General features: G+C 70.7%; 12 protein-coding genes. 8 read left to right on the plus strand and 4 right to left on the minus strand.

Features of this window, described 5'->3' with window-relative positions; translation table 11 throughout:
* Positions 1-260 precede the first annotated feature (260 nt).
* On the plus strand, positions 261-1,058 hold the full coding sequence (locus PUR53_RS42175) for a methyltransferase domain-containing protein (RefSeq protein ID WP_329899104.1): 798 nt from the start codon (positions 261-263) through the stop codon (positions 1,056-1,058).
* Between the two features lie 112 nt (positions 1,059-1,170).
* Here PUR53_RS42175 and PUR53_RS42180 read toward each other — a convergent pair whose 3' ends face one another.
* Complete coding sequence (locus PUR53_RS42180) at positions 1,171-2,103, minus strand: carbohydrate kinase family protein (RefSeq protein ID WP_329912078.1); 933 nt, start codon at positions 2,101-2,103, stop codon at positions 1,171-1,173.
* A gap of 1 nt (position 2,104) precedes the next feature.
* Positions 2,105-3,010 (minus strand): pseudouridine-5'-phosphate glycosidase, encoded by a 906-nt coding sequence (locus tag PUR53_RS42185; protein WP_329912079.1) that lies wholly within the window; start codon positions 3,008-3,010, stop codon positions 2,105-2,107.
* A gap of 99 nt (positions 3,011-3,109) precedes the next feature.
* On the opposite strand from PUR53_RS42185, the gene PUR53_RS42190 reads away from it, so the two are divergent.
* Positions 3,110-3,538, plus strand: coding sequence for a VOC family protein (locus PUR53_RS42190; RefSeq protein ID WP_329899107.1), 429 nt, complete (start codon positions 3,110-3,112; stop codon positions 3,536-3,538).
* Positions 3,539-3,645: 107 nt separating this feature from the next.
* Here PUR53_RS42190 and PUR53_RS42195 read toward each other — a convergent pair whose 3' ends face one another.
* Positions 3,646-4,200 (minus strand): methylated-DNA--[protein]-cysteine S-methyltransferase, encoded by a 555-nt coding sequence (locus PUR53_RS42195; protein WP_329899108.1) that lies wholly within the window; start codon positions 4,198-4,200, stop codon positions 3,646-3,648.
* A gap of 80 nt (positions 4,201-4,280) precedes the next feature.
* Positions 4,281-5,150, minus strand: a complete 870-nt coding sequence (locus PUR53_RS42200) for a glycerophosphodiester phosphodiesterase (RefSeq protein WP_329899109.1) — start codon at positions 5,148-5,150, stop codon at positions 4,281-4,283.
* A gap of 281 nt (positions 5,151-5,431) precedes the next feature.
* Between PUR53_RS42200 and PUR53_RS42205 the strand changes: the two genes are divergently transcribed.
* The 6 genes from PUR53_RS42205 to PUR53_RS42230 all read left to right on the plus strand — a co-directional run bounded on the left by PUR53_RS42205 (position 5,432) and on the right by PUR53_RS42230 (position 13,861).
* A complete protein-coding gene (locus tag PUR53_RS42205; protein ID WP_329899110.1) occupies positions 5,432-6,301 on the plus strand; it encodes an MHYT domain-containing protein in 870 nt (289 codons plus the stop codon).
* A 40-nt stretch (positions 6,302-6,341) separates the two neighbouring features.
* Positions 6,342-8,477: an excinuclease ABC subunit UvrB gene (gene uvrB, locus PUR53_RS42210; protein WP_329899111.1), complete on the plus strand. Its 2,136-nt coding sequence runs from the start codon at positions 6,342-6,344 to the stop codon at positions 8,475-8,477.
* A gap of 170 nt (positions 8,478-8,647) precedes the next feature.
* Positions 8,648-9,226, plus strand: coding sequence for a TerD family protein (locus PUR53_RS42215; RefSeq protein ID WP_239753347.1), 579 nt, complete (start codon positions 8,648-8,650; stop codon positions 9,224-9,226).
* A gap of 45 nt (positions 9,227-9,271) precedes the next feature.
* Positions 9,272-11,347, plus strand: coding sequence for a TerD family protein (locus PUR53_RS42220; protein WP_329912080.1), 2,076 nt, complete (start codon positions 9,272-9,274; stop codon positions 11,345-11,347).
* A 300-nt stretch (positions 11,348-11,647) separates the two neighbouring features.
* The gene (locus PUR53_RS42225; RefSeq protein ID WP_329899113.1) at positions 11,648-12,649 is read left to right on the plus strand and encodes a TerC/Alx family metal homeostasis membrane protein; all 1,002 of its coding nucleotides are present in this window, start codon (positions 11,648-11,650) and stop codon (positions 12,647-12,649) included.
* A 111-nt stretch (positions 12,650-12,760) separates the two neighbouring features.
* Positions 12,761-13,861, plus strand: coding sequence for a calcium:proton antiporter (locus PUR53_RS42230; RefSeq protein WP_329899114.1), 1,101 nt, complete (start codon positions 12,761-12,763; stop codon positions 13,859-13,861).
* The last annotated feature ends 8 nt before the right edge of the window (positions 13,862-13,869 follow it).

Below are 13,869 nucleotides of genomic sequence, written 5' to 3' on the forward strand. Positions count from 1 at the left end.
ACCGCACTCCGTGCCTTGTGGCGCCAGTTTGCCAGGGCCGAACGAGTGCCGGGTAAGGCTGTGGGAACGGAGTGTTCCGCTTCACTTGTAGACGTCCGATCCGGCGCGGCCGTTCCGATCCGGCCGTCGTCATCCGGTGGTTTCCGGTCGGTGGTTTCCGGTCAATCGTTCCGGCTTTCGGGCCCGTCGCCGTGGGGTGGCCTCGCGGCTGCGGGAGCGTCGCCGCCAAGGGCAAGTCGGTCAAATGGGATGATCGGGGCATGATGCGAACCGACGGGTATGTCCTCGACCACCGGCGGGCCGAGACGGGGCAGGGCCCCGACGCCTTCGCCACCCTCTTCGACCCCACGACGTTCCGGCACATGGAGGCCTTCGGCCTGGGGTCCGGCTGGCGCTGTTGGGAGGTCGGCGCGGGCGGCGCCTCGGTGGTCTCCTGGCTGGCCAAGAGGGTCGGACCGACGGGCAAGGTCATCGCGACGGACACCGACATCTCCTGGGCCGTGCCCTCGGTCACCCGCCCGCCGGTCGAGGCCCTCGTCCATCAGGTGGACGTCGACCAGCCCCCGGGGGACGGCTTCGACCTCGTGCACGCCCGGCTCGCCCTGGCTCACGTGGCGGACCACGAGCAGGCGTTGTCGTCGATGATCAAGGCGCTGCGTCCCGGCGGACGACTCCTGATCGAGGACATCGACCTCGCCCTCCAACCCCTGGCGTGCCTCGAGGAATCCGGCCCCGAGCACCAGTCGGCCAACCGGCTCCGCCAGGCCGTGCGCGAGTTGCTCGCCGAACGCGGCATCGACCCGGCGCACGGCCGCAGACTCCCGCGCCTGCTGCGGGCCGCCGGCCTGCGCGGTGTGGAGGCCGACGCGTACTTCCCCGTCGCCGCACCGGCCTGCGCCGCCCTGGAGGTGGCGACCGTCGGCCGGCTCCGCGAAGCGCTCGTCACGGCGAACCTCGCCACGGCGGAGGAGATCGACCGGCACCTGACGAACGCGGCCGCCGACACGATGGACATCGCCGCCCCACCCCTGATCTCGGCCTGGGGCCGCAAGGCGTAGCTGTAGAGGCCGGTTCCAATGGTGGGCCGGGGAGATCCGTCGGCAGGTGCGGGTGGTCGGGTGGCCGGCCGGGGGCGATCCCTCGGCACGTGCGGCCGGTCCGGTCGGCCGGTCACGGGGGCTGGTCGGCTCCCGGCGGTCTTCCGCCCACCTTCTCCACCGCCCGCGCTCCCGCCCCGCACCCCTCGGCCGCCGCGCCCTCGGCGTCCGCGCCCGCGAGCAGCGCTGCCAGGAACGCCCCCGTGAAGGCGTCGCCCGCGCCGGTGGTGTCGCGGGGTGTGGCGGGCGTCGCCGGGATCCGTGCCACCACACCGCCCTCGCGCGCGACGAGTGCGCCCTCCGCTCCCTGCTTGGCCACCACCAGAGGCACGAAACGGCTCAACTTGGCCGCCGCGTCGGCCGGATCGGGCAGCCCGGTGAGCAGGTGGGCCTCGTCGCGGCTGGGCAACAGCACGTCGATCCCGTCGATGAGCGCGAGGAAACGGTCCACGCCGAGCCGCGCGAGGAATCCCGCCGACGCGGGATCCACGCTCACCGGCACTCCACGCGCGCGTGCCGACTCCAGGGCCACGGCGGCCAGCGCGCGACTCGACTCGGCGTAGAACAGATAGCCCGACAGGTGGAGTCGCGCGACCCCGTCGAGCAGGGACGGCGACCAGTCGTCCGGGTCGAGGCGCAGCGCGGCACCGCTGTCGGTGAGGAACGTGCGCTCGGCCGCGGCGCCCGTGTCCACCAGGCAGATCACCGTCCCCGTGGGCGCCTCCGGGTCGACCACCAGCTGGGGGCGCACGCCCGAGGCCCGCAGCTCCCGCTCGTGCCACGCGGCACTGTCCGTGCCCACACGCCCGAGCAGTCGCACGTCCGCGCAGCCTTGGTGAGCGGCCCAGCAGGCCACGTTGGCGCCCGCCCCACCCGGCAGCGTCCGGATCGCGGAAGCCGTGTCGGTGCCCACCGCGAGTGGCCCGCGGTGCCGGGCGACGACATCCGTGACGACGTCCCCCACGACGAGCAGAGCCCCGTCCCCACCACCACCGGACCCGCTCACCTCACGCCCCGGCCCAGGCCGCCGCGATGCGTGACGCGAGCCGTACGTTGCCGCGTACCGCCGCCAGGTTGGCGCTCAGGGAGGCGCCGTCGGTGTGCCGTACGAGATAGCTCAGCAGGAACGGTGTCACCGCCTGGCCCGTCACACCCTCCGCCTCGCACGCCGCCAGCGCCTCCGCGAGCACGCGCGCGTGGAGCTCGGGATCGAGCTGCTCCTCCTCCGGCACGGGGTTGGCGACGATCAGCGCCGACTCGGGGCCGCCGAGCGCGTCCTGCGCCCGCATGACGTCCGCGACCTCGCCCGGCGAGCCGAGCGTCCACTCCACCGGATGACCCGAGTCGGACAGATAGAAGCCGGGGAAGCGGTCCGTGCCGTACCCGGCGACCGCGACACCCAGCGTCTCCAGCCGCTGCAGGGTCGCCGGTACGTCCAGGATCGACTTCACGCCCGCGCACACCACCGTGATCCGGGTACGTGCGAGGAGCCCCAGGTCGGCGGACTCGTCCTGGGTCACCGTCCACTCCCGGTGCACGCCCCCGAGCCCACCCGTCGCGAACACCCGTACGCCCGCGAGGGCCGCCAGCTGCGCGGTCGCCGACACGGTGGTCGCCCCGCTCACGCCCGCGGCCACCGCCGGCGGCAGATCGCGGTGCCCGAGCTTGCGGATGCCGTCCTCGTTCGCGACCCGCTCCAACTGCTGCTTGTCGAGACCGATATGGGGCCGCCCGTCCAGCACGGCGATCGTCGCGGGTACCGCGCCCTCCCGCCGTACGACCTCCTCCAGCTCCAGCGCCACCTGCAGATTGCGGGGGCGGGGCAGCCCGTGCGCGATGATCGTCGACTCCAGCGCCACCACGGGTCGACGCGCGTCAACCGCTTCCCGCACCTCTTCGGACACCACCAGCACGCGCTTGCCTCCTGTCTGACGTTCTTCTCTCATCCCTGGCGGACGGCGCGCCCGGCCAAACCCTTGCGCGCTGTGGTGCAGGACACCAGCCTGAGGTGCATGAAGGAGAACACGACCCGCCTCGACCATGTCGTCCTCTGGGTGCGGGACCCCGTTGCCGCGGCCGGTTTCTACGAGAAGGCCGTGGGCCTGCAACCCGTGAGGGTCACCGAGTACGCGGCGGGACAGGCCCCCTTCCCCTCCGTCCGGGTCAACGACGAGACCATCATCGATCTCATGCCGCTGGCCATGGCGCCGGAGATGCGGATGGTGCCGGGCGCCGCCGCGGGCGCCGGGCATCCCGTCAACCATGTGTGCCTCGCCATGCCCGGCCCCGCGTTCGACGAACTGCGCGGCCGGCTGGAGGAGCAGGCGGTCCCCGTCTCGGAGATCTCCGAGGACTCCTTCGGCGCCCGCGGACTCGCCCGGCGAAGCTTCTACTTCCGGGACCCGGACGGCAACGTCTTCGAAGCGCGGCACTACGACTAGCGCGCCCCGGCCGTCGTCGTGAAGGGTTCCCAGCCACCCAGGTCGTCCAGGGATGTGCACAGGCTGTCCACGGAGCCCGTGGCCGTCCGGGTCGGCGCGCGGCCTCCTCAGAACAACGGCTCCGGAAGCACCCCTTCCAGCGCCAGCAGTTTCCGTTTGGTCTCCAGGCCGCCGCCGAACCCGCCGATGCCGCCGCCACTCTCCACCACCCGGTGGCACGGCACCACCACGGGCAGTGGGTTCGACCCCATCGCGACGCCGACCGCCTGCGCCGCGCCGGGCTGTCCCACGCGCCGCGCGAGATCGCCGTAGCCCACGACCGAGCCGTAGGGGACGCCGGACGCCAGTTCGCGCAGCACCTGGCGGTTGAACCCGGAGATCAGCGACCAGTCGAGCGGCAGCGCGAAGTCGTGCCGCTCGCCCGCGAAGTACGCCTCGAACTGGCGTATCGCCTCGACCAGCTGGGGTGCGTCGGGCGCCTCCACCGGGGTGGTGCCGAGGCGGGAGGCGAGCCGGTCGAGGGTCCGCTCGCGCACCGGCTCCGTGGCGTGGAACACGACGTTGACCAGGCCCTCGTCCGTCGCGGCCAGCAACAGCGGTCCGATGTCCGAGCCGACGACGGCCCACACCACCTGCTGCTCGCCCTGCGCATGGCTGTTCATGTGACCACCGTAGGGGCCCCCACTGACAACGACCGTGGTGTGCGCTCGCGCGGAACGCACACCCCGGCCGAGGACAGGTGTCAGCCCTGTGTGGCGTCCCTGACCACGTCCGGCTTGTTGGTGATGATGCCGTCCACGCCGTAGTCGGCCACCCGGCGGGCGTTGGCGGCGTCGTTCACGGTCCAGGTGAGGATCTCCAGCGGCTTGCCGTGCGGGCCTCCGAGCGCGTGGATCGTGGCGACGTAGGACTCGGAGATGGTCGTGTACGAGGAGTTGATCTGGTCGCTGAACGTCGCGTACTCGGGCAGGTCGGCGATGTCCGGTGTGCCGAGCAGACCGGTCTTCACCGCCGGACTCAGTTCGTGGACCCGGCGTACGGTGTCGGCGCTGAAGCTCTGGATCACCAGCTTCTCCAGGTGGGCCGGGCCGAGCCAGCCCTCGTTGCCGAGCACCTTCAGGGTCTGTTGCTCGATCCCCGGGTAGAGCTGCGGGTTCTTGATCTCCAGGACGAGCTTCTGGTGGTTGCGTGACACCCGCCGCATGTACTGCTCCAGCGTGGGCACGCGCGCGCCCGCGTAGTCAGTGCCGAACCAGCTGCCCGCGTCCAGGCGTCCGATCTCCGCGGCGGTGAAGTCCGCCACGTTCCAGGGCGCGCGCTCGGGATAGAGCTCCTCGACGTTGGTCGTCCGCGCCAGCGTCGCGTCGTGCAGGACGACGAGCCTGCCGTCACTGGTGCGCTGGACGTCGTTCTCGACCCAGTCGAAGCCCATCTCGTGGGCCTTGTCGACAGCGGCCAGGGTGTTCTCGGGCGCGTAGGCGGAAGCTCCGCGATGCGCGACGACCAGTGGGTTTTCGGCGTCGGCGGCCGCGTGCGCGGCGGAAGTGGGGAGCAGGAGGACGGTGGCCCCCAAGAACGCTGTGGTCGCGGCGGCAACTGCGCGCACGTGCATGCGTACTCCTCGCGTCGATCGATCACGGTCAGCTCAAGAGTGACAGCAGAGGGTCAACGGCAGAGGGGCGCAGGATGACCACGAACTGAATGGAGTTGCCCAAGTCCGCTCACGGGCACCGCACAAGTGGGGCAAGGCCGTGTTTCTTTGCCGGAAAATCGTTCGACCATTCCGGTGGGGGTCATACTCTCTGCGACAACCCTGACCGTCGTGGCGGTGCCGGGGCTGGGGGGCATTGCAGAAAATCCAGTAACGCGACAGGGCGGGAAAGGCAGCCGCGAATGCAGGGCACGGTCGACGGCTTCAGCTACGGACTCGTCACACCGGTGGTGGCCTATCTCATGGCCTGCCTCGGAGGCGCGCTCGGCCTGCGCTGCACCACCAGATCGATGCTCGTGGACGGCCGCTGGCGGATCGGCTGGCTCGCGCTGGGCTCGGCGGCCATCGGCTCCGGCATCTGGACCATGCACTTCGTCGCGATGATGGGGTTCAAGGTCCTGCAGACCCCGATCCACTACGACCCGCTGACCACGTTCGCGAGTCTCGCCGTGGCGATCGTGATGGTCGGCATCGGGATCTTCATGGTCGGCTCAAAGGGCGCCACGGGGGCCGCGCTCTTCACCGGCGGCACCATCACCGGCCTCGGCATCGCCTCCATGCACTACCTGGGCATGGCCGGCATGCGGCTCAACGGCACGTTCCAGTACAACACCGTCACCGTGGCCGCTTCGGTCGTCATCGCGGTGGTGGCCGCGATCGCCGCCCTGTGGGCCGCCGGACAGGTGCGCGGCTTCCTGTGGAGCGTGGGCGCCAGCCTCGTCATGGGGATCGCCGTCAGCGGCATGCACTACACGGGCATGGCCGCCCTCAGCGTCCATCTGCACAGCGCGGCGGGCCCCGACCCGGCCGTCGGTTCGTCGTCCGCCGCTCTCCTGGCCCCGCTGATGATCGGCCCGCTGGTGTTCCTGCTCCTCGCGGGCGTCGTCGTGATGTTCGACCCGTTCATGATCATGGGCAGGTTCCACGGGAACCCGGTCGAGCGCCGGCCCGGTATTCCGGCCCAGGCGACCGCCCACGCCTGCCGGCACCCGGAGTCCCGCGCCGACCAGGAGCACCGCGAGCGACGTTCCCGCACCCCGCAGAATCGCTGATCGGAGCCCGTTGTCAGTGCGGGGTCGTACGGTGGATTGCATGCGGCCCGTTTCCAAGATCGAACGCACGGTGGCGCCCTTCGAGGTCGTCAGCCCCTACCAGCCGAGCGGCGACCAGCCCACGGCCATCGCCGATCTCGCCCGGCGTGTCGGAGCAGGTGAGAAGGACGTCGTCCTGCTCGGCGCGACCGGCACCGGCAAGTCCGCCACCACCGCGTGGATGATCGAGAAGCTCCAGCGCCCGACCCTGGTGATGGCGCCGAACAAGACACTGGCCGCCCAGCTGGCCAACGAGTTCCGCGAGCTGCTGCCGAACAACGCGGTCGAATACTTCGTCTCGTACTACGACTACTACCAGCCCGAGGCCTACGTCCCGCAGTCGGACACCTACATCGAGAAGGACTCCTCGATCAACGAGGAGGTGGAACGCCTGCGGCACTCCGCGACCAACTCGCTGCTCACCCGCCGCGACGTCGTCGTGGTCGCCTCCGTCTCCTGCATCTACGGCCTCGGTACGCCACAGGAGTACGTGGACCGCATGGTCCCCCTCAAGGTCGGCGAGGAGTTCGACCGGGACGAGCTGCTGCGCCGCTTCGTGGACATCCAGTACACCCGCAACGACCTGGCGTTCACCCGCGGCACCTTCCGTGTGCGCGGCGACACCATCGAGATCTTCCCGGTCTACGAGGAGCTCGCCGTCCGCATCGAGATGTTCGGCGACGAGATCGAGGCCCTCTCCACCCTCCATCCGCTCACCGGCGAGATCATCAGCGACGACCAGCAGCTGTACGTCTTCCCCGCCTCCCACTACGTGGCCGGCCCAGAGCGTCTGGAGCGCGCCGCCAACGACATCGAGAAGGAGCTGGGGGAGCGCCTGTCCGAGCTGGAGAAGCAGGGCAAGCTCCTGGAGGCCCAGCGGCTGCGCATGCGCACGACGTACGACCTGGAGATGCTCCGCCAGATCGGCTCCTGCTCCGGTGTGGAGAACTACTCGATGCACTTCGACGGCCGCGAGCCAGGCTCTCCGCCGAACACCCTGCTGGACTACTTCCCGGACGACTTCCTCCTCGTCATCGACGAGTCCCATGTGACCGTGCCCCAGATCGGCGCGATGTACGAGGGCGACGCCTCCCGCAAGCGCACCCTCGTCGACCACGGCTTCCGGCTGCCGTCCGCCCTGGACAACCGACCCCTGAAGTGGGAGGAGTTCCAGGAGCGCGTCGGCCAGACGGTGTACCTCTCGGCGACGCCCGGCCAGTACGAGCTGTCCCGCTCCGACGGCCACGTCGAGCAGATCATCCGCCCCACGGGTCTGGTCGACCCCGAGGTCGTCGTCAAGCCCACCGAGGGCCAGATCGACGACCTGGTGCACGAGATCCGCAGCCGCACCGAGAAGGACGAGCGCGTCCTCGTCACCACCCTCACCAAGAAGATGGCCGAGGACCTCACCGACTACTTCCTGGAACTCGGCATCCAGGTCCGCTACCTCCACAGCGACGTCGACACCCTGCGCCGCGTCGAACTGCTGCGCGAGCTCCGCGCCGGTGAGTACGACGTCCTGGTCGGCATCAACCTCCTCCGGGAGGGCCTCGACCTCCCCGAGGTCTCCCTGGTGGCGATCCTGGACGCGGACAAGGAGGGCTTCCTGCGCTCCGGGACCTCGCTGATCCAGACCATCGGCCGCGCGGCGCGCAACGTGTCGGGCCAGGTTCATATGTACGCCGACAAGATCACCCCGGCGATGGCGAAGGCCATCGACGAGACCAACCGGCGCCGGGAGAAGCAGGTCGCCTACAACAAGGCCAAGGGCATCGACCCCCAGCCGCTCCGCAAGAAGATCAACGACATCGTGGCGCAGATCGCCCGCGAGGACGTCGACACCGAGCAGCTGCTCGGCTCCGGCTATCGCAAGGGCAAGGACGGCACAAGCGCCAAGGCCCCCGTGCCCTCCCTCGGCGGCAAGGCGGCCAAGTCCGCCAAGGGCAGGACCAGGGCCGCCGAGACCGTCCCGACCGACCGTCCCGCGGCCGAGCTCGCCCAGCAGATCGAGGACATGACCGAGCGCATGCGCGCGGCCGCCGCCGAGCTGCAGTTCGAGATCGCCGCCCGGCTGCGTGACGAGGTCTCCGAGATGAAGAAGGAACTGCGGCAGATGAAGGAGGCGGGCCTGGCCTGACCGCCCCCACGGACGCCGGGGAGGGGGCACTCCCCGGCGTCGGCGCGCTGTGTTGCAAGACCGACACAAAGTGCGACACAGGCTGCGGCAATGTCAGTGCCGCTGCGTAAGGTGCTGCACATCCGCGGACTCCGCGGGGACAGGGGACAGTTCGAGAGGGGAATCAGCGCGTGACCGTCAACATGACCAAGGGTCAGGCCATCAGTCTGCAGAAGAACGACGGAGGCAGTCTGACCGCGGTGCGCATGGGTCTCGGCTGGCAGGCTGCCCCCAGGCGCGGCCTGTTCGGATCCCGCACCCGTGAGATCGACCTCGACGCCTCCGCCGTCCTGTTCGCGGACAAGCAGCCTGTCGACGTCGTCTTCTTCCGTCACCTGGTGAGCGACGACGGCTCGGTCCGTCACACCGGCGACAACCTGGTCGGCGGCGTCGGCCAGGGCGGCGACGACGAGGCGATCCTCGTCGACCTGGCCCGGGTGCCGGTCCACATCGACCAGATCATCTTCACGGTGAACTCCTTCACGGGCCAGACCTTCCAGGAAGTGCAGAACGCGTTCTGCCGGCTCGTCGACGAGACCAACGGCCAGGAGCTGGCGCGCTACACCCTCGCGGGCGGCGGCCAGTACACCGCCCAGATCATGGCCAAGGTGCACCGCGCGGGCGCGGGCTGGCAGATGACCGCCATCGGCTCGCCCGCCAACGGCCGCACCTTCCAGGACCTGATGCCGGCGATCCTGCCGGTCCTGTAGGCACGCACCGAGCAGACACAGCACGCGACACAGGGGGACGAAGCGATGACGGCCGAGCTGGTCCGGGGGCAGAACCATCCGCTGCCCGAGGTCCGACTGGAGATCCGCGTCTCGGCCGGCACGCCGATCGTGGCCGGGGCCACCCTCGGCGACGAGCAGGGCCGGGTGCGCGGTGTCGAGTGGGTCGCCCACCCGGGCGCGCCCACTCTCCCGGGCATCGAGGTGCCGAGGCAGGCGGCGGCCGACCACCGCCTCGCCGTGGACCTCGACGCCCTGGCGCCGTCCGTGCACCGGGTGACCGTGCTGCTCGCCCTCCCCACGGGGACCGGCGGCCCGGCGCGCTTCGGTGCCGTGGCCGCCCCCTTCGTCGCGGTCACCGGCCTCGACGGCACCGAGGTAGCCAGCTACACCATCACCGACCTCGAACCGGAGTCGGCCGTCGTCGCCCTGGAGCTGTACCGCAGGCAGGGCGCCTGGAAGGTCCGCGCGGTCGGCCAGGGGTACGCGGGCGGCCTCGCGGCGCTGCTCACCGACCAGGGACTGCCGCAGGCCCAGCAACTGGCCGGCAGCATCAACGAGGCAGTGGCCCAGGGCCTCGCCCGCTCGGTGGCCGCCCCTCCGCCCCGGCTGCCGGAGGCGGACCGCCCGCGCCGGACGACCGCCCCCGCGACGGGCCCCGACGAGACCCACGGCGGCGCGACACCCCAAGGTGCGACACCCCAGGGCGTGACCGGCAACCCCGCACCGTCCCAGGGCCACCAGCCCACCTCGCCGTACGGCACGACACCCCCGTACGGCTCCCCGCACGACGGCACGCTGCCCGACCACGCCGCGGCCGCGCAGCACGGCGGCCCCACTCCGGCCGCCCCGGTCACCGGCCAGCCCGGCCCGGCCACCGCCGGCCCGGTCAACTACAGCCACCCCGGCCGCCAGACCACCGCGCCGCCACCGCCCGCGCCGACCGCGCCCCCGGCCGAGCCGGGACAGCCCGCGCGGCCCGTCGCCGGGGACGCGACCGGCTGGTCCATGGAGGAGCGGCTCTACAACCAGGTGTGGGGCATGTTCGAGGACCTCGCCCGCACCACGGCCGCGTACCGCAGCGCCGTCGACTTCGCCGAGTCGCGGATGGAACAGGAGCTGGACAAGGTCCTGTCCGACCCGCGCAGCCGCATCAGCGGCCAGGGCGACGCCGCGCGCGAGGCGGCCCGGGCCAAGCACGCCCAGCTCGTCGACCAGGCCAGGGCCGCCCTCGACCGGGACCTGGCCCAGCTCGGGGCCGAGGCGGACGTCGTCGAGCCCGCCCTGCCCCCGGCGTACGCGAGCTGGGACAACCCGGTCTGGCACGGCTACCGGGTGCCGATGGAGATCCCGATGGCCCTGCGCCTGGGCGATCTCCATCTGCCGGAGAGCGAGGACGTGCGCATACCGATGCTGGTCAGGCTGCCGCTGGAGCGCGGCCTGTGGATCGACAGCGGCCGCTCCGGCTCCCGCGACTCGCTCGTCGACTCCGACGAGCTGCGCCGCCTCGCGCTGGACACGGCGGTGGCTCTCGCCGCCCGACTGCTCGCGGTCTACCCGCCGGGCGAGTTCGCCGTGCACGTCGTCGACGCGGCCGGAGCGGGCTCGTCCGCGCTGGCACCCCTGACGCAGGCCGGTGTGCTCGCCGGGCCGCCCGCCGCCGGAGCCGCGGGTGTCTCGGAGGTGCTGGGGCGGCTCACCCAGCGCGTCGACCTCGTGCAGATGGCGGTGCGCGGCGGCGCGGCCGACGCACTGCCCCCGGGCTTCGACACCGCCGAACAGCTGCTGATCGTCAACGACTTCCCGCACGGCTTCGACGACCGTGCCGTCACCCAGCTCCGCTATCTCGCGGACGAGGGCCCCGCCGTCGGGGTCCACCTGATGATGGTGGCCGACCGGCAGGAAGCCGCCGCCTACGGGCCGTTGCTCGACCCACTGTGGCGTTCGCTGATGCGACTCACCCCCACCCCGGACGACCACCTCGCCGATCCCTGGGTCGGGCACGCGTGGACGTACGAGCCGTCGAGCATCCCGCCCGGCAGCAGCGTCATGCGCGACGTGCTGGCCCGGGTCGCGGAGGCTCGCCGCTCCTGGAACCGCTGAGAACCGTCGTCCCCCAGCCCGCAGGCAGTCCGCACCAAGCCCTCGTAAAGGCACCTGACCTGCGGTTTTGATCCTTTCTTTGCCTCGCCCTTTACCTATTCTTGGTGATTGGGTACTCTTTTCGTGCGGAGGGGAGTACTCCCTACATGCTGCGGCGTACCCGTCAATACGGATCGATCCAGATCCCGGGGCGTCGGCCCGGCGGCACCAGGCGTTGTGGAACGCCCTGGAGGACCGGGTGGAAGAGACCTCCGGTAGCGACGACGCTGAAATTTGCCGTTACGTACTGCCGGAGGCGCAGTGGATGTTTCCGTGACCCTTTGGGTCCTCACAGTGGTGGGCCTTGCCGCCCTCATCGCGGTCGACTTCTTCATCGGCCGCAAGCCCCATGACGTGTCCATCAAGGAAGCCGGGATCTGGACGGTCGTCTGGATCGTCCTGGCCGCCCTCTTCGGACTCGGGCTCCTCGTCTTCGGCGGCGGTCAGCCGGCCGGAGAGTTCTTCGCGGGCTTCATCACCGAGAAGTCGCTGAGCGTCGACAACCTCTTCGTCTTCGTCCTGATCATGGCGAAGTTCGCGGTGCCGTCGCAGTACCAGCAGCGGGTGCTGCTGATCGGTGTGCTGATAGCCCTGGTGCTGCGCGCGATCTTCATCGCCGCCGGCGCGGCCATCCTCGCCAGCTTCGCCTGGGTCTTCTACATCTTCGGCGCGTTCCTGATCTACACCGCCTGGAAGTTGATCCAGGAGGCCAGGGCCGACGAGGCGGACGAGGAGTACGAGGAGAACAAGCTCCTCAAGGCCGCCGAGAAGCGCTTCGGTGTCGCCGATCGGTACCACGGCACCAAGCTGTGGATCGAGGAGAACGGCAAGCGCGTCATGACGCCGATGCTCGTCGTGATGCTCGCCATCGGCACCACCGACGTCCTCTTCGCCCTGGACTCCATCCCCGCGATCTTCGGCCTGACCCAGGACCCGTACATCGTGTTCACGGCCAACGCGTTCGCGCTCATGGGTCTGCGACAGCTGTACTTCCTCATCGGCGGGCTGCTGAAGAAGCTGGTCCACCTGTCCTACGGTCTCTCGGTCATCCTCGGCTTCATCGGTGTGAAGCTGGTGCTGCACGCCCTGCACGAGTCCGGGGTACACGTCCCTGAGATCTCCATCCCGGTGTCCCTCGGCGTGATCTGCGCGGTGCTGATCGTCACCACGATCACCAGCCTGATCGCGTCCAAGAAGCAGGCGCAGGCCGAGGCCGAGCAGCACAAGGCCGAAGGCGCGGAGAAGGACAGCGTCGAGGCCTGACGGAGGCCGACACCGCACACAGCGCACACGGATGGGGCCCCGCACGACGGAGACGCAGTTCCACGCGTCCACCGGAGTGCGGGGCCCCTGCACGTCTGAAAGGATCACCGCATGCTCGCTCGGCTCCGGTCGCTCACGACGCGATGGACTGCTGTCGTCCCGGTGGCCGCGGTCGTCCTGCTCGCTCTCACCTGGGGGCGTGATCTGCCCCCTGCGGCTGTCGCCCTGGTGACCCTGGTGCTCGCGGGAGCCGTCCTGGCCGCCGTGCACCACGCCGAGGTCGTCGCACACCGGGTCGGTGAACCCTTCGGCTCCCTCGTCCTCGCCGTCGCCGTCACGATCATCGAGGTCGCCCTGATCGTCACGCTCATGGCCGACGGCGGGGACAAGAGCTCGACCCTCGCCCGCGACACCGTCTTCGCCGCCGTGATGATCACCTGCAACGGCATCGTCGGCATCTGCCTGCTCGTCGCCTCGCTGCGCCACGGACTCGCGGTCTTCAACCCGGAGGGCACCGGCGCCGCCCTCGCCACGGTCGCGACACTGGCCACGCTCAGCCTGGTGCTCCCCACCTTCACCACCAGCAAGCCGGGCCCCGAGTTCTCCACGCCCCAGCTCACCTTCGCCGCCCTGTCCTCACTGGCGTTGTACGGGCTGTTCGTCGCGACGCAGACCGTGCGCCACCGGGACTACTTCCTGCCGATCACCAGGCTGGGCGAGGTGATCACCCAGGACGACCACGCCGAGGCACCGTCCGCCCGTACCGCCGGGATCAGCCTTGGACTGCTCGGCCTGGCGCTCGTCGGCGTGGTCGGCCTCGCCAAGGGCGTCTCGCCGACGATCGAGTCCGGTGTCGAGGGGGCGGGACTGCCGCACGCGGTGGTCGGTGTGATCATCGCGCTGCTGGTGCTGCTGCCGGAGACGATCGCCGCGCTGCGCGCAGCCCGCCGCGACCGCGTCCAAACCAGCCTCAACCTGGCCCTCGGCTCCGCCATGGCCAGCATCGGCCTCACCATCCCGGCCGTCGCCCTCGCCTCGGTCTGGCTTTCCGGACCGCTCGTCCTCGGCCTCGGCGCCACCCATATGGTGCTCCTCGCCCTGACCGTCGTCGTGGCCTCGCTGACCGTGGTCCCCGGACGCGCGACACCGCTGCAGGGCGGGGTGCACCTCGTGCTGTTCGCGGCGTATCTGGAACTGGCGGTGAACCCGTAGGCCCGGGT

Source organism: Streptomyces sp. SP18BB07 (genome assembly GCF_036322545.1).
GTDB lineage: Bacteria > Actinomycetota > Actinomycetes > Streptomycetales > Streptomycetaceae > Streptomyces > Streptomyces deccanensis.

Excerpts from the sequence above, each read along its gene's own strand:
- PUR53_RS42175 (WP_329899104.1), top strand. The coding sequence starts at position 261 with ATGATGCGAACCGACGGGTATGTCCTCGACCACCGGCGGGCCGAGACG.
- PUR53_RS42190 (WP_329899107.1), top strand. The coding sequence starts at position 3,110 with ATGAAGGAGAACACGACCCGCCTCGACCATGTCGTCCTCTGGGTGCGG.
- PUR53_RS42195 (WP_329899108.1), bottom strand. The coding sequence starts at position 4,200 with ATGAACAGCCATGCGCAGGGCGAGCAGCAGGTGGTGTGGGCCGTCGTC.
- PUR53_RS42200 (WP_329899109.1), bottom strand. The coding sequence starts at position 5,150 with ATGCACGTGCGCGCAGTTGCCGCCGCGACCACAGCGTTCTTGGGGGCC.
- PUR53_RS42205 (WP_329899110.1), top strand. The coding sequence starts at position 5,432 with ATGCAGGGCACGGTCGACGGCTTCAGCTACGGACTCGTCACACCGGTG.
- uvrB (WP_329899111.1), top strand. The coding sequence starts at position 6,342 with ATGCGGCCCGTTTCCAAGATCGAACGCACGGTGGCGCCCTTCGAGGTC.
- PUR53_RS42220 (WP_329912080.1), top strand. The coding sequence starts at position 9,272 with ATGACGGCCGAGCTGGTCCGGGGGCAGAACCATCCGCTGCCCGAGGTC.
- PUR53_RS42230 (WP_329899114.1), top strand. The coding sequence starts at position 12,761 with ATGCTCGCTCGGCTCCGGTCGCTCACGACGCGATGGACTGCTGTCGTC.